The following is a 20,746-nucleotide window of genomic DNA, read 5'->3' on the forward strand; positions in this document are numbered from 1 at the left end:
TTATGGAACAGAACGATATTGCAGTAGGATTAGATATTGGAACTACCAAGATTGTGGCTATGATCGGCCGCAAAAATGAGTATGGAAAAGTAGAGATCGTAGGCATAGGAAAATCAAAATCCCTGGGCGTACATCGCGGAGTGGTGAATAATATCACCCAGACGATCCAGTCTATCCAGCAGGCAATACAGGAAGCAGAAGCCGATAGCGGTTTAAAGATCAGTGAAGTGGTAGTGGGAATTGCGGGGCAGCATATTCGAAGCCTTCAGCATAGTGACTATATCACCAGGCAGAATCCTGATGAAGTCATAGATTCTGAAGACATTCATATGTTGTGCAACCAGGTCCATAAACTGGTTATGTTACCGGGAGAAGAGATCATTCATGTGCTTCCGCAGGAATTTAAAGTAGACGGACAGTCGGAGATCAAAGAGCCTATCGGGATGTACGGTGGAAGACTGGAAGCTAACTTTCATGTGGTTGTTGGGCAGGTTTCTTCTATTAGAAATATTGGTCGATGCGTAAAAAGCTCCGGTCTGGAACTTTCAGCGGTAACGCTGGAACCTCTGGCTTCAGCTAATGCAGTTCTTAGTCAGGAGGAAAAAGAGGCAGGTGTGGCACTTATCGATATAGGTGGTGGTACTACAGATCTTGCCATTTTTAAAGATGGAATCATCAGGCATACTGCGGTTATTCCTTTCGGTGGAAATGTGATTACTGAAGACATAAAGGAAGGATGTTCAATTATTGAAAAGCAGGCAGAATTACTCAAGATCAAATTTGGATCTGCATGGCCTGGTGAAAACAAGGATAATGAGATCGTTTCTATCCCAGGTTTACGCGGAAGAGAGCCGAAGGAGATCACTTTGAAGAATCTTTCCAAGATCATCCATGCACGAGTAGTAGAGATCATCGATCAGGTTTACCTGGAGATCAAGAATTACGGTCACGATGAACAAAAGAAAAAATTGATCGCTGGAATCGTTCTTACCGGAGGTGGTGCTCAGTTGAAGCATCTTAAGCAACTGGTAGAATATATCACGGGAATGGATACCAGAATAGGATATCCTAACGAACATCTGGCCGGGAATAATGATTCAGAAACCACCAGTCCGGTATATGCTACGGCAGTTGGATTGGTAATGAATAGCCTTGAAAAAGGGAATAACAAGTATCAGGAGGAAGTTGTGCTCTCTAAAAACCAAATGATAGAAGATGAGGTTGATGAGCAAAATCATGATGAGGACGATGATGAGTATGATACTTACAGGGAAGAGCCCTCTTCCAATAAGGTAGCTCGAAAAAGCATCTTTGATAAATGGGCAGAGAAATTCAAGGATTTCTTAGACAATGCAGAATAAAATAGATACAATACAACCAGTAAAACAGAGTTTATGAGCAGTACAGAATTTGGAGACATCTCATTCGATTTACCAAAAAACCAATCGAACGTCATCAAAGTGATTGGAGTTGGAGGTGGAGGAAGCAACGCCATTAACCATATGTTCCAGGCAGGAATAAAAGGGGTTGATTTTGTTGTTTGTAATACCGACTCCCAGGCTTTGGAGAACAGTTCGGTTCCAAACAAGATCCAGTTAGGGGTAACTTTAACTGAAGGACTTGGAGCAGGTGCGAACCCTGAGATCGGTGAGAAAGCGGCAGTAGAAAGCTTTGAGGAAATTAAGCAAATGTTGGATACCAATACCAAGATGATCTTTATCACTGCAGGTATGGGTGGTGGTACCGGGACTGGTGCTGCTCCAATAATTGCTAAACAGGCGAAAGAACTGGATATTTTAACGGTGGGTATCGTGACCATTCCATTTCAGTTCGAGGGAAGAAACAGAAACGAACAGGCACAATTAGGAGTTGAAAGACTGCGTAAGCATGTAGATTCACTAATTGTGATCAATAATAACAAACTTCGTGAAGTTTATGGAAATCTTGGTTTTAAAGCCGGATTCTCGAAAGCTGATGAAGTGTTGGCAACTGCATCCAGAGGAATTGCAGAAGTTATAACGCACCATTATACTCAGAATATTGACCTTCGCGATGCGAAGACTGTATTGAGTAATTCTGGAACTGCAATTATGGGTTCTGCCCAGGCTTCAGGAGCCAGTAGAGCTACAGATGCGATCATGAAAGCACTTGATTCGCCATTATTGAACGATAATAAGATCACCGGAGCTAAAAATGTTTTACTGCTTATTGTATCTGGTAACGAGGAGATCACTATCGATGAAATTGGAGAGATCAATGACCATATTCAGCTTGAAGCTGGACATAGTGCAAACATCATTATGGGTGTTGGTGAGGATGAATCTCTTGAAGACTCCATTGCTGTAACTATTATCGCTACTGGTTTTGATGTAGAACAGCAAAATGAGATCACTAATACTGAAACTAAAAAGATCATTCATACCCTGGAAGACGAGCAAAGAGCCGAGCAGGAGTTGATCGCTAAAAGAACTGGTTCTGTTTCTGAAGTATCTCAGGACAGGAATGATGATATTGAAGATGCTCAAATAGAATTTGAAGCACCTAAAAAGGAAGAAAAGATCGTTCATACACTTGATGAAAATGTAGAGGAAGTAGACGAGGTTGGTAAAATTCAGAAGAAGGTAGAAGATATTTACAAAACCCCAGATTTCGCAAGAAAGCTTGATGTTATCTATGAGGAAGTGAATCCTGAAGAGTTTATCATCAATGATACTTCAGAAACACTGGATACCGAAAATTTTAAGGAATCTGAAGAAGGTAAATCAGAAAGTGAGGAACAGTTTATGTTTACTTTCGATATTCCAATGAATCAGAAGGAAGAGAAAAAACAGGCTTCAGAAAAGAAAGAAGAGGTAAAGCGTCATTCTTTAAACGAAGAAGAGGAACAGTCTGCAAGAAATATACGAGTGAACGAACATGTTGAGATTGTTCCTGTAACCGAAAATTCTGCCACGGGAGTAAAGCGATATAGTCTTGATGATTATATGGAAATGGAGCAACAACTTGAAAGTTCCAAGGCTCCGGAAAAGGAAGAAGAAAAGGATGAGACAGTGGCTTTTGAGAAAAAGACTGTAGCTCCGGCTCCTTCAAGAGAGAATGACAATGATGAGCATGATCCATTTGATAATCCAATTTCTTCTGAAGTTGTGCGTCAACGCACGGCAGAGCGTAAAGCGAAGATGAAGGAGTTCAATTACAAGTTTAGAACTGGTTCAGCACAGATCGATGAGATCGAAAAGCAGCCGGCTTATAAAAGAGCTGGAATCGAGTTAAATAATTCGAAGCCTGGCGAAAGTAAACTTTCCAGAACAAGTATCGAGCAGGATGATAATAACGAATTGCATTTTAGAAAGAACAATTCTTTCTTACATGATAATGTTGATTAAGAGTCACCATAGTTAAACAAAAAAGCTGCCCAAGGGCAGCTTTTTTTATGTTCAGATTTTGCGAACTAATTACTTTCGTGCGGGAACTTCATCTGTATCTCTTCGATATTTAAGCATGGAAATTCCTGCTACGAAGAATACAAATCCCAGGATGGTAAGTGCCCAGGGGCTTAACATAAGTGCTATACTACCAAAGATTCCTAAAACTCCCATTACCAGTGCGATCGCACCACCAACGGTCATAATCATTGCTAAAACTTTAATCATAAGACATTAAAATATTGGTTATCAGAATTAAAAGTATCTATTTAATTTATTCAGAAATCAATATTAACAAACTTTACAATTTTAACCGAAGCCTCTCAATTTCTTTAATTGCATCCTTTTCATCACTCCAACCTTGAATTTCCGTATTGTCTTCCAGATCATAATTTGAAAACCAGGTCTCCAGAATATTCAGTGCTCCAGGATAATTTTCGGATAGTTGCTGGTAATTTTCAGCCTGTATTGTTCTTAATTCCATTCTGGCTGGGACGCCAATAATTTTAAAGTCTTCTTCGCCCGCATCTATCATTTTAATCATGCCAATTGGAATGAATTCCACGATATCTCCAGATTTCAGTGTGCTACTAAGAATCATAATATCCAGCGCATCACCGTCACCTCCATTCGCGGGATTTGAATATGTAGAAGGTATAAACCCATAATTCGCAGGGTAAGCCAGGAAATCTATGATCCTTTCCTTGCCATTACGAAGGGAAGTACTAAAAAGTCGTAAGTTCTTATCGTATTCTACTTTAGCATTTGTACCTGCCGGTATTTCGATCACTGCCTGATAATTTCCATTTTCCGAAAGTAAACTGGTAGCCAGCAAGTCCTGTCTGGATTTGCAGGATGCAACCAATATCAAAACAAGAATAAGCAGGTACTTTCTCATTCTAGTTCCAGTAGATCATAAAGTATTTGATCTTTGCATCATCTGGAATTTGTGAAGCCATGATCTTACTATCAGTATCATAACGAAGATTGGACGGTAACTGTGTTTTGTCTATTGTAATGTAAGCATTGATCTCATCCAGAAATACTACGGCAGAATTTATTGTATTCTCGATCCTTGAGATCGTATAATTCTCCATGATATCCTTGAAGGTGCTATTCACATTAAGTCCGTTCTTAGTTTCGTAACGGGCATCGAGTATACGAATATATCCTATGGTACTGGTAGAGTCAAATTCCTGCAATGGTTCCAGGCTCATTAAAGCTGCACCATCTTCACCAAAGATCTTGATCTCGTCTGTAGAGCGAAAGTCGTCAGGACCGCTCGTTTGTCTTACGATACTGTCATTTTGGAAAATACTATCTAACTGGTTGATCTTAACCTCTTTTTTCAAAGGTCCCACTTGCGTTGGAGTTATTAGAAATGGATTTTCTTCATCACTCGTGCATGATACCATCGCGGCGCAAAGGCCTAGAAAGATTAGAGCTTTTTTATACATAGATTTCGGTTTCCTTTATTTTAAAAATTTATTCAATATTCCCATTACGCCGCGTATAAAAGTTGCACTGGTTAGCACTTTGATGATGGCACCTTCACGGGAACGTCCACTTTTACGGCGGGTACTGGTTTTTGTTACTTTTTCTCGCTGTTCTTTAGCCTGTTGTTTAGCCTCTTCACGGTCTGCTTCTTCGATTTTTTTATTCAGGATCTCATAGGCACTTTCGCGGTCAATTTCCTCATTATATTTCCGGGCAAGTTCAGAATTTTTGTTGATTTGTCTTAATTCTGAATCACTTAATATGTCCATTCTACTCATTGGTGCGCGCAACATGGTCGCTACCAAAGGAGAAGGTCTTCCTTTTTCGTCTAATGCTGAAACCATGGCCTCTCCAATACCTAACGAGGTAAGCATATTTTTGGTATCGTAAAATTCGGAAATCGGGTAATTTTCAGCAGCAAGTTTAATTGCCTTTCGGTCTTTAGCCGTAAAAGCCCTTAGAGCATGCTGAATTTTAAGTCCCAGCTGTCCCAGAACTTCTTCAGGAACATCGGCCGGATTCTGAGTAACTAAGTAAAGTCCAACGCCCTTGGAACGTATCAGTTTTACAATACTTTCAATTTGATCAAGCAATGCATCTGAAGCTTCATCAAAAATAAGATGTGCTTCATCAATAAATAAAACAAGTTCCGGTTTATCCATATCGCCTTTCTCTGGAAAGGTTGAATAAATTTCAGCAAGTAAAGAAAGCATGAATGTTGAAAATAATTTTGGTCTATCCTGAATATCGGTAAGCCTCAAAATATTCACATATCCTTTTCCGTCTGATGTTTTTCTAAGGAGATCGTTTACCTCAAAAGATTTTTCACCAAAGAACTGCTCTGCGCCTTGTTGTTCCAGTGCAATGATCTTCCGAAGAATAGCACCTGTGGATGCGCTTGAAATTCTACCATATTCTTTGCTGATCTCTTCCTTACCTTCTTCAGTAGTGTATTGAAGCATCTTTTTGAGATCCTTAAGGTCCAGAAGTGGCAGTTGGTTATCATCACAATATTTGAATATGATCGCCATGATCCCGGATTGGGTATCATTTAAATCCAGTATTCTTGATAATAGCACTGGTCCAAATTCACTCACTGTTGCTCTAAGTCTTACTCCATCTTGTTCTGAAAGACTTAGCATTTCTACCGGTGCAGCATCTGGAGAAAATGGAAACCCAAGTTTTTCATGACGCTCATCTATAAAAGTGGCTCCTTCTGAAGCCTTAGCGATTCCACTAAGATCTCCCTTTACGTCCATCAGTAAAACCGGCACTCCTTTCTGAGATAGGTTTTCAGCAAGGATCTGCAAGGTCTTTGATTTTCCGGTTCCTGTAGCCCCTGCAATCAGTCCGTGGCGGTTCATTGTTTTCAACGGAATCTTTACTGGAGCATCGGCAAAAACTTGTTCGTCGAGCATTCCTGCGCCCAGATATATATAATCACCTTTAGTGCTATATTCCGAAGATATGTGATCTACAAACTTTTCTGATGTGGTCATTTAACTGCAGGTTTTAATAATTTAATAGTGCCGGTGTTGCTATTTATTTCAGCTTCAATTCCGTTAGGGATGGTGCTGTTATCATCTATATGTCCAATCATTGCACCTGAGAATGCCGGGATGTTTAAAGGTTTTATATAATGGTCTATAACTTCTTCCATGGTAAGCGAGCCATAGCCACTTCCACCAGGATCACAGCCAGTACATTTGCCAAAGACGAATCCTGAGATCTTATCCAGTATACCACCAAGTTTAAGTTGGGACATCATCCTGTCTACAGCATAGATTTTTTCCCCAATATCTTCAAGATATAGGATCTTATTTGACCAGTCAGTAGGAAAATAAGGTGTTCCCATAATAGAGGTAAGTACAGATAGATTTCCACCTAGTAATTCTCCTTTAGCGTTACCAATATTGATAGTTCTTATTCTATTGCCGGTTTGGACTTCAAGAAAGTTTAAATTTTCAGGATTGGTATATTCGATCATTTCTCCTTCGAATAGCAACCGGTGAAAAATATCGTAATTAAAAGTATTCCATGAAGAGCTTGCCATAGGTCCATGAAAAGTCACTAAACCAGTTTTTTCGTAGATCGAAAGATGCAATGCTGTAATATCACTGTAGCCTATGAAAATCTTCGGATTCTTACGAATGAGCTCGTAATCAAGTTTATCTATAATTCTTGCAGCTCCAGAACCACCCCGAAGTGAAATGATCGCATCAATTTCAGGATCACCAAACATTTGATTCAATTCTGAAGCGCGTTCTTCATCGGTGCCAGCCAGGTGACCGTACCTGCTTTTTGCAAATTCTCCAAACTTCACATTTAGTCCCATCGCTTCCAGGTTTTCCCGGGCGATCTCATAAGGTTCACTGTCAAAAATTGCTCCTGCAGGACTTGTTATTCCAATAATATCTCCTTTAGAAAGTCTTTTCGGTAAAAGTTTCTTAGTGGTTGAAATTTGCGGCTTTGCTGTTGCTGAAAATGATTGTAGGGGAATACTTAAACCGGCAAGTCCCAGGCCGTAAACAAAATTGCGTCTTTTCATAGGTATATATACTGTCTCGAAAATAGGGAATATTTGGAACTTCTAAAATTCAATAGTTGTTTCTAATGTGAATAAGAAGCTTTGAAACTTCAGCTTTTATGTCTTTTGCAGAGCTCATATGATTCGAATTCATAATACTGAAAATTAAAAGTCGGTCGCTATTCGTTCTCAGGTAGCCGCTAAGACTATAGTTGTTTTTCAAACTTCCTGATTTTGCAAATACAAATGCTTTTTCGTCCGTTAGCAAGTTTGCAAGAGTTCCGTGCTTTCCAGCCGTGGGAAAAATGGTCGAAACCCAGGCCTCACCTTTTTCATCCAACAAACGTTTCAAAATGCTCGCTAAGTTAGCTGGAGTATTCATGTTATATCTTGACAAGCCTGACCCATCCACCCATTGGAATTCATCAGGCAGTCCTTTTAAAATTTTATTTCTTGCATGATCTATAGCGATTTCAGTACTCAAAGTATCCGTTATTTTTTCTGAAATCATGATAAGTAATTGTTCCGCAATTAGATTATCGCTGGTATGCATCATTTGCTTGTAAAGACTATCGGATGCTGTGGATTTTATAATATGATTGGCTTTTGGTCCTGGCGGAATAATTTTTATAGTTCGTCCAATTTCTTCCTCAATAATCCTGATGCTTAATTCTTCTGAAGTTTCAAAAGGAATTCTAAGCGTATCGTTCTTCTGAAGTTTCTGTGGAACTCTGAATTGATTCGTTCCCTTAAGCTTTTCCAGTTTTTCAGAATTAATAGTTTGGGTATAACTGGTGAAAATTCCCGGAGATACTTTAAGATGCTCATTCACCATCGTAAAAATTACTGCATTCCCGTAGACGGGGATTGCAGATATTTGAGGGGAGAAGGCATATTTAAAATCGTCCCAGCTCCATCCGGCACCATAAATTTCCTGCTTCCAGTTAGCTTTTTGATAATAGATAGAATCCTCAGAATTCCGTAGAAGTTGTAACGGCGAATTAGAAGATACTTCTGAATCCAGTAATCCAGGATCTCCGGTGGCTGAAAAGATTAGAGAATCTTCAGTTTCCCGGTATCTGAATGTTATGATGCTGTCCTCCAGGAATTTTATAGCCGAATAAAGGCTTAATATTTTGGTGTTCGAAGCGGGAGTAAAAGATTTGTGGGCATTATACCGATAGATGTTTTTACCAGTCTCTCCATCCAGAAGTGCGATCCCGGTAAATCCATGGTGAATCTTCTCAAATTCAGTCGTTTTCCGTGATAAACCTGTAGCACATGAACTCAGTCCGAGAATGGATAAAAATGCTATTAAGAACTTCAGGCGCATATTAAAAATTTTGATTTAAATATATACTTTATCATACTTACAATTAAACCGATGGATCGCAAACTCAAAAAACAAAGGTTATTTATCCTGAAGTATAATGATTATCTTTGCCGGCTATGATTTCAGAAGAGACAAAGAGCCTGGTTGATAAAGGAATAATGCTTCCGCTAATGGAAGAATTTTATACGATCCAGGGTGAGGGATTCCACAAGGGAACGGCTGCATATTTTATTAGGATTGGTGGTTGTGATGTAGGTTGTCACTGGTGTGATGTGAAGGAAAGCTGGGATGCCAGTACGCACCCGCCTACGCATGTTGGGGAAATCGTTGAAAATGCTACCCGACACAGTAAAACTATTGTAATCACGGGAGGTGAGCCATTAACCTGGGATATGACCGCTCTAACTCAAAATCTTAAGAAACAAGGTTGTGATATTCATATTGAGACTTCGGGTGCTTATGAGCTAACGGGTACTTGGGATTGGATTTGTCTTTCTCCAAAGAAAATCAAATTGCCAACCGAGGAGATCTATCCTCTGGCCAATGAGCTTAAAGTTATTGTTTTCAATAAACATGACCTGAAGTTTGCTGAAGAGCAGGCGGCGAAAGTCAGTGAAGTTTGTATCTTATACTTACAACCTGAATGGAGCAACCGCGATAAGGTGATCCCGATGATCGTTGATTATGTAATGGAAAATCCGCGATGGAAAGTATCGCTACAAACTCATAAATATTTGAACATACCATAAAAAAAACGCCCGATAGGGCGTTTTTAAATTATAGGCTGCTGTACTAAATTTTAGTTCGCGTTCTTAAATGGAACTTTAACATAGCTGTTGTCCCATCCAATAAGAAGGTCTGCACCGTTCTTAGCTTCCTGGAAAGCCATAGATAAAGATTCGATAGTATTAGGAGCCTTTCTTACTGGCACATTAATTCTAACCTGATCTTCCTTATCTGTATATTCATAAGAACCCCATGTATTGGTTTTGCTGTTTAGAATAACAGTCCATTCCTTTTCTCCTGGAATTGTGTATAAAGTATAGTCTCCAGCTTTTACCGTAGCGTCTGCCACTTTCATGTCTTTGTATAAAGTAACTTCAGTTGCTTCATTCGCTCCTGTTCTCCATACCTCACCATAAGGTACCAGTTTACCGAAGATCTCACGATTTCTTTTTTGTGGTCGGCTATAAATTACCCTCGCCACTGCTGCGTCATCCTGGTCTCTGTAAAGCGCAAGATCCATTGGACTGGCATCTACTTTGGAAAATTTAAGTTCTTCCTTAGAGTAGTTTACCTTATCATCATCCTGTGCGTTAATAGGGCTTGCAACAAAGAAAAACATTGCACTTAAACCACCTATGATCAATTTTTTCATAATTCTAATATTTGAATTTTAGTTAGTATAAAGATAAGACGCAGAGAGGTGTGAATTGTTAAAGAAGCACCAATATGCTGTTAAAATTTTAGCTGAGGTTTACGAATGGAAGAAAATTTTGAAATTTCTAATGATATACTACCATTTGATATGTAATTTTTAGTTTGAACTTTCCAAATATAATTATTAAATGTCATAATGTTTTCATTTATATAGCTTCAGGCCATATTTGTCTCATAATAATAAACAATATAAGTCATGTGTGGAATTTTAGCAGTTATCGGAAAAGATCTTGACAAGAAGAAGATCGCTGATCTTTCAAAAAGAATGTCTCATAGAGGCCCTGATGAAAGCGGACTGAAAATTACTGAAAAAGGTTATGTGTTAGCTCACGAACGCCTATCAATCGTAGATCTCACCACAGGTATTCAGCCAATACAAGGAACTGAAACTGCCTGGATGGTACACAATGGAGAGATTTATAACCACATGTCACTTCGAAATAACGAATTAAAGGATCATACTTTCAGAACTACCGGAGATTCTGAAGTGATCGTGCATATGTATGAAAAGTATGGTCTTGAATTCGTAGATAAATTAGATGGCGTATTTTCATTTGTGATCATTGATGGTGATGACTTCATGGTCGCCAGGGATCCAATTGGCGTAAAACCACTTTATTATGGTAAGGACGAGGCAGGTGCCATGTGGTTTGCCAGCGAGATGAAATCTCTTGCAGATAGCTGTACTGAATTTCATGCTTTTCCTCCTGGACATTATTATACTCCTGAAACCGGATTCATAAGATATTATTCTCCAGAGTGGTTTAAATCTGAAGTTGCTACTCAGCCGGCAGATCTTAAAAAGCTACGTGAAAGTTTGATCGAAGCGACCAGAAAGAGATTGATGGCAGATGTACCTTTAGGCGTATTGCTGAGTGGTGGACTCGATTCGTCGTTAACAAGTTCTATCGCGGCCAGATTGATGAAAGATAGCGGTCAGACTTTGCATTCCTTTTCAATTGGTTTGGATGAAGCAGCACCAGATCTCATCGCAGCACGCAAAGTTGCAGACTTTCTGGGAACTGAGCATCATGAAATTCATTTCACCGTAGAGGAAGGGATCTCTATTCTGAAGAAGCTCGTTTGGCATCTTGAAACTTACGATGTTACTTCAATTCGCGCCAGCACTCCAATGTATTTTCTCTCTAAAGCCATTGCTGAAAAAGGGATCAAAGTTGTATTGTCTGGAGAAGGCTCTGATGAGATCCTTGGTGGATACTTATATTTCAAGAACGCTCCTTCTGCGGAAGAGTTTCAGAAGGAAACCATTAGAAGAGTACAGCGTCTTGCCACGGCAGATTGTCTGAGAGCCGATAAGTCAACGATGGCGCATGGTCTTGAAGCTAGAGTGCCATTCCTTGATAAAGCATTTTTGAAAACCGCTATGGAAATAGTTCCTGAAGAAAAGATGCCGGTTACTTATGATAGTGTTGAAAAGTATATCTTGAGAAAAGCATTCGATACTCCTGAAGAACCTTTCCTGCCAGAAGAAGTTTTATGGAGGCAAAAAGAACAATTTAGTGATGGTGTAGGTTACAACTGGATCGATCAGCTAATTGAATATGCTTCAGAACAGGTGACAGACGTTCAACTCGAAACTGCAGGAACAAGATTCCCGGTGAACACACCAACTTCAAAAGAAGCTTACTTCTACCGTGAAATCTTTCAGCAGCATTTTCCTCAGGATTCCGCAGCGAAAACAGTAAAGAGATGGATCCCCAAATGGCAAAAAGATCTTGATCCTAGTGGAAGAGCCAATGAAACTCACGTAGCTCCTGGAATGAAAAAAGTAGCTGTATAAAACTCGTTTAAATATTTGAATTTCCTCAAAACCCGAAATGTGAAAATAATCTTAAACATTTCGGGTTTTTCCACAATATTTGTTGATAACTTCGAGGCTCATCACAGGTCTGCAACCTGTTAAAAGTATGCGAATTGTTATATTTGTTCGTTATCCAAAAGAGACAAAATTAATTAGCATAATATGAGCGAAGAAGCTAAGAAACATAATTATTCTGCCGACAGTATTCAGGCGTTGGAGGGGATGGAGCATGTTCGAATGCGGCCTTCCATGTATATTGGAGATACCGGGGTTCGAGGATTGCATCACCTGGTTTATGAAGTTGTTGATAACTCCATAGATGAGGCCCTTGCCGGACACTGTGATAATATAAAAGTTACTATCAACGAGGATAACTCGATCACTACTGAAGATAATGGTAGAGGTATTCCTATTGATCTACATAAAAAAGAAGGAGTTTCTGCACTGCAGGTTGTAATGACCAAAATTGGTGCAGGTGGTAAATTCGATAAGGATTCTTATAAAGTATCCGGTGGACTTCACGGAGTTGGAGTAAGTTGTGTAAATGCACTTTCTGAACATCTTACGGCAACTGTTTATCGTGATGGCCAGATCTGGCAGCAGGAATATGAACTTGGAAAGCCACTTTATCCGGTAAAACCTACTGGGGAAACTGATTTGAGTGGAACGATCGTTACATTTAAGCCAGATCCTAGCATTTTTCAACAAACTCTGGAGTACAATTATGATACTTTGGCCAGTCGTATGCGTGAATTGGCATTTCTGAACAAAGGAATTCGAATTAGTCTTACAGATAAGAGGAATAAAGAGGATAATGGGGAGTATGTCCATGATGATTTTCATTCTGAAGAAGGACTGAAGGAATTTATAAAATTTCTGGACGGGAACCGTGAGCCGATCATCAGTCATGTGATTTCGATGGAAGGTGAAAAGAATGATATTCCAGTTGAGGTTGCCATGATCTACAATACTTCATTCAGTGAGAATCTGCACTCCTATGTAAATAATATTAATACTCATGAAGGTGGAACCCACCTTTCCGGGTTCAGACGTGGTTTAACAACTACACTTAAGAAGTATGCAGATGCTTCTGGCCTATTGGATAAAATTAAATTTGAGATTACCGGAGATGATTTTCGTGAAGGACTTACCGCGATCATTTCTGTAAAAGTTGCTGAACCTCAATTTGAAGGTCAGACCAAAACAAAATTAGGGAACCGTGAGGTTACTTCAGCAGTATCTCAGTCGGTTTCTGAAATGTTGGAAAACTACCTGGAAGAGAATCCGAATGATGCAAAAACCATTGTTCAGAAAGTAATCTTAGCTGCGCAGGCTAGAAATGCCGCGAAAAAAGCCCGTGAAATGGTTCAGCGTAAAACTGTCATGAGTGTTGGCGGTTTACCTGGGAAATTATCTGACTGCTCAGAGCAGGATCCGGCACAATGTGAAGTATTTCTGGTTGAGGGAGACTCGGCAGGTGGAACAGCCAAACAAGGTAGAGATCGTAAATTTCAGGCGATCCTTCCATTGCGAGGTAAAATTCTGAATGTTGAAAAAGCGATGTCTCATCGTGTTTTCGAGAACGAGGAGATCAAGAATATTTATACAGCACTTGGGGTAACTATAGGTACCGAAGAGGATAGTAAAGCTTTGAATCTCTCAAAATTGAGATATCACAAGGTAGTCATTATGTGTGATGCCGATGTAGATGGTAGCCACATTGAAACGCTAATTCTCACTTTCTTCTTTAGATACATGCGAGAATTGATCGAGAGTGGTCATATTTTTATCGCTACTCCGCCACTTTATCTTGTGAAAAAGGGACAGAAGAAACGTTATGCGTGGAGCGAGAAAGAACGTGATGAAATCGCAGAAAGTTATAGCGGCGGTGTTCAGATCCAAAGATATAAAGGTCTTGGAGAGATGAATGCTGAACAGCTATGGGATACCACGATGGATCCTGAATTCAGAAAGTTGAGACAGGTAAATATCGATAATGGAGGAGAAGCCGACAGGATCTTTTCTATGCTAATGGGGGACGAGGTTCCACCAAGACGTGAGTTTATCGAGAAGAATGCTAAATATGCGAATATCGATGCATAATTCTCACTAACATAATATGATCTAAACCCACACTAAAACTAAGTGTGGGTTTTTTTCGTTTAATATTTACGGGACTGTTATATTTACAAACCCTAACACCTATAGTTTAACCTAAATCAATTACCGTGAAAAATTTTAAAATCTTGACGCTAATCTTTGCTTTTTTTGGCAGCGGAATGGCACATGCTCAATTGGTACCTGCGGAAGGTCAGGAGATCATTGATGACCTTCTGTTTATTGCAGATGGATTCGCTACTCCTGCAGCAGAGAGCGCAGCGTATCAAGCAACAGCCAGCTGGTTTACATCTGCGAAAGCATTGGAGCCGTGGAAAGTCGATGTTTCCCTGCATGCAAATGCCCTATTTGTTCCATCTAGCAAGAAAGAATTTACTATAAATAATAATGACTTTTCGAATCTTACAATAGCCGATGGAGGTAATGCTGCTGTAGTGCCAACTGCCTTTGGTAGTGATACAGATGTAATGTTTAACGGAAACTTTCTTGGTCAGGAATTTGCGTTTCAGGCGATTGAAGGGATAGACACTGGAGCCTTGATGTATCCATTCGCCCAGGTTTCAGTTGGATTGCCTTTAGGTTTCCAATTAGGAGTAAGAGCTCTGCCAGCACTTGAGGTAAGCGGATCTGAATTCAGCACCTATGGAGTTGGTTTAAAGCATAATTTGAGTCAGTATTTTGGTAGAAGAAGAACCAGGGACGATGATTTGGAAGTGGCGGCCATAGTTGCCTATGATATTTTTGATGTGAAATATGAGTTTGAGCAAATTTCTGTACCTAATTTGCTTAATCTTAATTTGATCGATGTAAGTTCAGGCGTATGGATGGCCGAGGTAATGGCTTCAAAGAAATACGAAAACTTTGAAATATTTGGAGCTCTAGGTGTTGCGCAGTCAGACTTTGAATATGAATTTGGAGGCAGTGGATTGGCATTGGATCTTGTGAATAGTGAGATTTCAAGATTGAATGATTCACAGGCTCAATTCAAAGGAGATATCGGATTTAATTTATACTTCAATAGTTTCAAAGTTAGTACGATGGCAACTGCTGGGAAGTATGTAAATCTTAATGTTGGGTTGCACTTCCTTCTTTAGGCAATACTTGATTTAACCATTCCTTATTATTAAAACTGCTTCGTAATTCGTAATTTCGCTGTCATTATTAATAGAAATTAAATATAATTTTAACATGAAAGTTACCATAGTAGGAGCAGGTGCAGTTGGTGCCAGTTGTGCAGAATATGTAGCCATAAAAAATTTCGCTTCAGAAGTAGTATTGCTTGATATCAAAGAAGGATACGCTGAAGGAAAAGCAATGGATCTAATGCAAACGGCGACACTAAACGGTTTCGATACCAAGATTAGTGGAAGCACAAATGATTATTCTAAGACAGCAAACAGTGATATCGCGGTAATTACCAGTGGTATTCCTCGTAAGCCGGGAATGACAAGAGAGGAATTGATCGGGATCAATGCAGGAATCGTAAAAGAAGTATCTGCGAATTTGATCAAACATTCTCCAGATGTAACCTTGATCGTGGTTAGTAATCCTATGGATACCATGACTTACCTGGTTCATAAAACTACGGGACTTCCTAAAAATAAAATTATTGGAATGGGTGGAGCATTAGATAGCGCTCGTTTCAAATACAGATTAAGTGAGGCTCTTGAATGCCCACCATCAGATGTTGATGGAATGGTGATTGGTGGACATAGTGATACCGGAATGGTGCCCCTAACTCGTCTGGCTACTAGAAATTCTGTACCGGTCTCTGCATTTTTAGATACAGATCGTCTTGATCAGGTTTCAGAAGATACAAAGGTTGGAGGAGCTACCTTAACTAAACTTCTTGGAACCAGCGCATGGTATGCACCAGGTGCTGCAGTTTCCGGTCTTGTTCAGGCGATTGCTTGTGACCAGAAGAAAATGTTCCCATGTTCAGCTTTATTGGAAGGTGAGTTTGGATTGAATGATCTTTGTATTGGAGTGCCTGTTATTTTAGGTAAGAACGGTATTGAAAAGATTGTCGAAATCGAGCTGAACGATGCTGAAAAAAATAAAATGAAAGAAAGTGCCGAAGGTGTGAAAAAGACCAACGGATTGCTAGACGTTTAAGTCTGTAATAAACTTTCCCGACTATACTCAAAAGCCACATTCTATGTGGCTTTTTTGATGCTTTTAAAAGTTAAAATTATCCAAAAAAAAATATTGGGATTTGAATTATGAAGTCCTATATTTGTCCGTTTTTAAAATAGACCTAATAATCAATAATTTGAGGAATAATGCAGAATAAAGGACTGATTAAAGTTTTTGCAATTTTGTTTGGGCTGGTATGTCTATATCAGTTGTCATTTACTTTTTTGACAAACAACGTTGAGAGTGATGCTGAGGAATTTGCCATGCAAAAGGTTGGCGAGGATGTAGAAAACTACTCAGAACTTCGTGACCAGGCAGAAGCAAGGTATCTTGATTCTATTGGAGATAATGAAATTATCGCCGGGATCACTTACGATTCAGCTAAAGACAAAGAACTGAACAAAGGATTGGACCTTAAAGGTGGTATCAACGTAATTCTTCAAATTTCGGTTAGAGATATTTTAAGCGGATTGGCGAATGATTCTCAGGATCCGGCTTTTAGAAAGGCTATCGCCGAAGCAGATAAAGCTCAAACCGATAGCCAGGAGAACTATGTAGATCTTTTCTTCGAAGCTTTCAACAACATTCCTAATGCTAAACTTGCATCTCCGGATGTATTTGCTAACAAAGCATTAAGTAGTGAGATCAACTTCAACATGAGCAATGAAGAAGTTGAGCCAATTATCAGACAAAAAATTGACGAATCTATTACTTCAGCGTTTGAAGTACTTAGAAAGCGTATCGATAAGTTTGGTGTAACTCAACCTAACATTCAGCGTTTAGGGAATTCAGGAAGAATTCTTGTTGAATTGCCAGGTGCCAAAGATATCAGCAGGGTGAAGAATTTACTTCAGTCTACTGCGCAACTTGAATTCTGGCATACTTATAAAAGCAACGAGCTAGGTGGATTCCTGGTTCAGGCGAACAATCGTCTTGCTGAAATGAAAAAATCTGAGGAGGTTACTTCCGAAGAAGAAATAGATTCAGCAGCAACTTCAGGTGACAATGAGATCGATGATCTACTTGCCGATGCTGAAGACAGCACTAGTGTTGAAACTGGAAACAATCCGTTGTTTGATCTAATGGCTTCTCCAGGTTTTCAAGGAGGGCCGGTTCTTGCAAACTTCAATGTTCAGGATACTGCGCAGGTAATGGATTACCTTCAAATGCCTCAAGTAAGATCATTACTTCCTTCAGAAATGCGTTATGCTAAATTTGTATGGGGTGTTGCAGTTGAGGATACAGAAACTGCTGCATTATATGCATTAAAAGGAAACCGCAACATGGAACCACCACTTAGTGGAGGCGTAATTACAGATGCACAACAAACTTACGATCAATTAGGTCGTATTGCAGTGAGCATGCAAATGGATGGAACCGGAGCGAAGATCTGGGAAACCATGACAGGAAAAGCTTCTGCAGAACAAAGCCAGATCGCGATCGTTCTTGATAACATCGTATATTCTGCGCCAGGTGTTTCTACCGGAGCTATTGCTGGAGGTAGAAGTGAGATCACTGGTGATTTTACAATTACTGAAGGGCAGGATTTAGCGAACGTACTTAGAGCAGGTAAACTTCCAGCTTCAGCAGATATTATTCAAAGTGAAGTAGTTGGGCCATCTCTTGGTCAGGAAGCTATTGATAGTGGAATCATGTCATTTGGTATCGCACTTATACTGGTATTATTATGGATGATCCTTTACTATGGTAAAGCAGGGGTTTATGCAGATATCGCCTTGATCGTGAACATCTTGTTCATCTTTGGTATACTTGCAGGTCTTGGAGCGGTATTAACGCTTCCTGGAATCGCCGGTATCGTATTGACCATTGGTATGTCTGTAGATGCGAACGTACTTATCTTCGAGCGTATCAAGGAAGAACTTGCCAAAGGTAAGGCTCAGAAAGAAGCAATTGCAGATGGATTTAAGAATGCATTGTCTTCCATTCTGGATGCCAATATCACTACAGGTCTTACAGGTCTCATACTATTCTTATTAGGAACTGGTCCAATTAAAGGTTTTGCAACTACTTTATTAATTGGTATTGCTACTTCTTTATTTACAGCGATCTTTATTACTAGATTATTTATCGATGGATATGGAACAAGAGGAAAGTCTCTGGATTTTTCAACTTCTATCACTAAGAATCTGTTCACGAACATGAATATCGACTTTCTTAAGAAGAGAAAGATCGCTTATATCGTTTCAGGATTATTTATCGTAATTAGTTTAGGTTCATTGCTTACACAAGGACTTAACGAAGGGGTAGATTTTGTTGGAGGTAGAACTTATACGGTAAGGTTTGCAGATGATGTGAATCCTACTGCAGTAGAGAAGGATCTTGCTGAAGTGTTTGGAAGTGCAGAAGCTAAAACTTTTGGTCCGGACAATCAGTTAAAGATCACCACCAAGTATAAAGTTGATGAAGAAGGTGCTCAGGTTGATGAAGAAATTCAGAGATCTTTGTTTGATGCACTTGGTTCATACCTTCCTGCTGACATTTCCTATGAAGAATTCGTTGATGGAGCTGATGATAAGCAAGTTGGTGTAATGCAGTCAATGAAAGTTGGTGCTACCATTGCCGATGATATTAAGAACGCTTCATTCTGGGCAGTATTAGGATCCTTAATCGTAGTATTTCTTTACATTCTATTGCGTTTTAGAAAATGGCAATTTAGTTTAGGAGCTGTGGCTGCGGTATTCCACGATGTGTTGGTAGTATTGGGTATCTTCTCTTTACTATACAAAGTAATGCCATTTAACATGGAGATCGATCAGGCATTTATAGCGGCGATCTTGACTGTTATTGGTTACTCTCTGAATGATACGGTAGTAGTATTCGATAGAATCCGTGAATTCGTGAACGAGCATTCTACTTGGCCGTTAGGAAAGACGGTGAATGCAGCACTTAACAGTACTTTGAGTAGAACTTTAAATACCTCGCTTACTACCTTGGTAGTACTTCTTGCGATCTTCATTTTTGGAGGGGAAAGCATTAGAGGGTTTATGTTCGCATTGATTATAGGTGTGATTGTAGGTACCTATTCTTCACTATTTATCGCTACTCCGGTAATGTTCGATAGTGTAAAGAAGAAAGCCTCTTTAGAATCTAAGAAAGAACCGGTTACTGAAGAAGCTACTACAGTTTAGAGCTAACCGATTATATATTGAAAAAGGCTTCCAATCTGGAAGCCTTTTTTTATTCTGAATCATTTCTGAATCATTTCTGAATTTTTTGTCCTAAATCACTTCCGAAGGCGAACTTCAACCTTTCTTCTGAAGCAATAGGTAGAATTGAGATTTTGAAAATGACATAAGTTCGCTTATATTTCTGAATATCATTCTAAATCAGGTTGTAAACCTCAATTCCGAACTAAGCGGACAATTCTTCACAAGAAGCTATTGCTGGAAATAAATTGTTGCAGATATCACTTATTAAGTTTGTGGGAGAAGGTTATCTATAGACTTTGTATTAATTCACACGGTTAGACTGATTGCTTTCATCTAACGGGGACTGCTACCTTCTATTCAAGCTGGTAGTTTGCCTTATTTTCTGCGATAAGAGACTTTATGCATAATCAATTAGAAGATTTGTGACAATAGTCATAATACCCACAATGATTGCTAGTCTTTTAAATTTGAAGGAGTAAAGAATCAACACCACTATCAAACATGAAAAATTGGTCAATACATTTTTGAGAATAGGAGCGCTAACTTCTGCCTCTAGGGCTTTATCGATTAAAGGGTTGTTTAGGTCTAAATTAATTCTTAGAACTTCGGCAAGTGATGCTATGATTAGAACAATTATTAAACTGATTACAATCAAATAGATCCATTTAATTGCGTTTCTGTCATTTACTCCTGAATTCGTATTTGAAAACGCATCCATTCTATAGAAATTCTTTCGTTATGCGTTATTGCTCAGAAGCAATGAATAAAATTTGAAAATCACTAGTCTCTAACTACACTAAACTTACTTTCTGAAGTAACTCCCCACTCATCGGCAAGACCTGCATTGATCTCTAGTACAAATTGTGCTGGTCCATCTGAAGGTAAGTTAGTTTCATCACGCGGAGTCGCGTTCTTTTGTATACTCACCAGCGTACTGTCTGTGTCATAATAGAGAATGTCCAGTGGCATATAGGTGTTTTTCATATAGAAGTTCCTTATGCGAGCGCTCTCGTATACAAACAACATTCCCTGTTCGCTTCCAAGGCTTTCACGATACATCAGCCCCGTTTGCTTTTCATAATCAGTTTCTGCAAGTTCTACGTCGATCTTTCTGAGTGTGTCACCATTGGAATGTATTAAGTACACTTCCGCTTCCTTATTAAATACTATAGGATCGGTTTCAATAGACTCTTCATTTTCCGTAGAATTATCACAGGAAATAAAACCAAAGCCAAGTGCCATAACTAGCAATCCAGTACGAAAGAGGCCTGTTCTCAT

General features: G+C 39.3%; 16 protein-coding genes. 8 read left to right on the forward strand and 8 right to left on the reverse strand.

Going from position 1 to position 20,746, the window contains the following annotated elements; genetic code table 11:
• The first annotated feature begins 2 nt into the window (after positions 1–2).
• Both ftsA and ftsZ read left to right on the forward strand, forming a co-directional pair.
• Positions 3–1,361, forward strand: a complete 1,359-nt coding sequence (gene ftsA, locus ABVM50_RS06815; RefSeq protein WP_405200508.1) for a cell division protein FtsA — start codon at positions 3–5, stop codon at positions 1,359–1,361.
• 33 nt (positions 1,362–1,394) lie between these two features.
• Complete coding sequence (ftsZ, locus tag ABVM50_RS06820) at positions 1,395–3,386, forward strand: cell division protein FtsZ (protein WP_405200509.1); 1,992 nt, start codon at positions 1,395–1,397, stop codon at positions 3,384–3,386.
• A 69-nt stretch (positions 3,387–3,455) separates the two neighbouring features.
• Here ftsZ and ABVM50_RS06825 read toward each other — a convergent pair whose 3' ends face one another.
• The 6 genes from ABVM50_RS06825 to ABVM50_RS06850 all read right to left on the reverse strand — a co-directional run bounded on the left by ABVM50_RS06825 (position 3,456) and on the right by ABVM50_RS06850 (position 8,782).
• Positions 3,456–3,653, reverse strand: coding sequence for a hypothetical protein (locus tag ABVM50_RS06825; protein WP_141876892.1), 198 nt, complete (start codon positions 3,651–3,653; stop codon positions 3,456–3,458).
• A gap of 73 nt (positions 3,654–3,726) precedes the next feature.
• The gene (locus tag ABVM50_RS06830) at positions 3,727–4,323 is read right to left on the reverse strand and encodes an inorganic diphosphatase (RefSeq protein ID WP_405200510.1); all 597 of its coding nucleotides are present in this window, start codon (positions 4,321–4,323) and stop codon (positions 3,727–3,729) included.
• A gap of 1 nt (position 4,324) precedes the next feature.
• The gene (locus tag ABVM50_RS06835; RefSeq protein ID WP_141876894.1) at positions 4,325–4,882 is read right to left on the reverse strand and encodes a hypothetical protein; all 558 of its coding nucleotides are present in this window, start codon (positions 4,880–4,882) and stop codon (positions 4,325–4,327) included.
• Positions 4,883–4,897: 15 nt separating this feature from the next.
• The gene (locus tag ABVM50_RS06840) at positions 4,898–6,421 is read right to left on the reverse strand and encodes a helicase HerA-like domain-containing protein (protein WP_405200511.1); all 1,524 of its coding nucleotides are present in this window, start codon (positions 6,419–6,421) and stop codon (positions 4,898–4,900) included.
• Entirely contained in the window at positions 6,418–7,470 is a 1,053-nt protein-coding gene (locus tag ABVM50_RS06845) for an LD-carboxypeptidase (RefSeq protein WP_405200512.1), read from the reverse strand. The genes ABVM50_RS06840 and ABVM50_RS06845 overlap by 4 nt, the downstream gene beginning before the upstream one ends.
• A 49-nt stretch (positions 7,471–7,519) precedes the next feature.
• The gene (locus ABVM50_RS06850; RefSeq protein ID WP_405200513.1) at positions 7,520–8,782 is read right to left on the reverse strand and encodes a D-alanyl-D-alanine carboxypeptidase; all 1,263 of its coding nucleotides are present in this window, start codon (positions 8,780–8,782) and stop codon (positions 7,520–7,522) included.
• Positions 8,783–8,898: 116 nt separating this feature from the next.
• Here ABVM50_RS06850 and ABVM50_RS06855 point away from each other — a divergent pair, with 116 nt between their 5' ends.
• Positions 8,899–9,531: a 7-carboxy-7-deazaguanine synthase QueE gene (locus tag ABVM50_RS06855; RefSeq protein ID WP_405200514.1), complete on the forward strand. Its 633-nt coding sequence runs from the start codon at positions 8,899–8,901 to the stop codon at positions 9,529–9,531.
• A 50-nt stretch (positions 9,532–9,581) separates the two neighbouring features.
• Here the strand turns inward: ABVM50_RS06855 and ABVM50_RS06860 are convergent, their stop codons facing one another.
• Positions 9,582–10,160, reverse strand: a complete 579-nt coding sequence (locus ABVM50_RS06860) for a DUF2911 domain-containing protein (protein ID WP_405200515.1) — start codon at positions 10,158–10,160, stop codon at positions 9,582–9,584.
• A 258-nt stretch (positions 10,161–10,418) separates the two neighbouring features.
• Here ABVM50_RS06860 and asnB point away from each other — a divergent pair, with 258 nt between their 5' ends.
• The 5 genes from asnB (at position 10,419) to secDF (ending at position 19,447) form a co-directional block, all read left to right on the forward strand.
• Positions 10,419–12,023, forward strand: coding sequence for an asparagine synthase B (asnB, locus tag ABVM50_RS06865; RefSeq protein ID WP_405200516.1), 1,605 nt, complete (start codon positions 10,419–10,421; stop codon positions 12,021–12,023).
• Positions 12,024–12,206: 183 nt separating this feature from the next.
• Positions 12,207–14,147 carry a DNA topoisomerase (ATP-hydrolyzing) subunit B gene (gyrB, locus tag ABVM50_RS06870; RefSeq protein ID WP_405200517.1) on the forward strand — a complete coding sequence of 647 codons (1,941 nt, stop codon included), beginning with the start codon at positions 12,207–12,209 and terminating at the stop codon, positions 14,145–14,147.
• A 125-nt stretch (positions 14,148–14,272) separates the two neighbouring features.
• On the forward strand, positions 14,273–15,256 hold the full coding sequence (locus tag ABVM50_RS06875) for a DUF6588 family protein (protein WP_405200518.1): 984 nt from the start codon (positions 14,273–14,275) through the stop codon (positions 15,254–15,256).
• Between the two features lie 94 nt (positions 15,257–15,350).
• Positions 15,351–16,277, forward strand: coding sequence for a malate dehydrogenase (locus ABVM50_RS06880; RefSeq protein WP_298525359.1), 927 nt, complete (start codon positions 15,351–15,353; stop codon positions 16,275–16,277).
• A gap of 167 nt (positions 16,278–16,444) precedes the next feature.
• Entirely contained in the window at positions 16,445–19,447 is a 3,003-nt protein-coding gene (gene secDF, locus ABVM50_RS06885) for a protein translocase subunit SecDF (protein ID WP_405200519.1), read from the forward strand.
• An 801-nt stretch (positions 19,448–20,248) separates the two neighbouring features.
• On the opposite strand, the gene ABVM50_RS06890 is transcribed toward secDF, so the two are convergent.
• Positions 20,249–20,746, reverse strand: a complete 498-nt coding sequence (locus tag ABVM50_RS06890; RefSeq protein ID WP_405200520.1) for a DUF192 domain-containing protein — start codon at positions 20,744–20,746, stop codon at positions 20,249–20,251.

Source organism: Christiangramia sp. LLG6405-1, from assembly GCF_045055805.1.
Classification (GTDB): Bacteria; Bacteroidota; Bacteroidia; order Flavobacteriales; family Flavobacteriaceae; genus Christiangramia.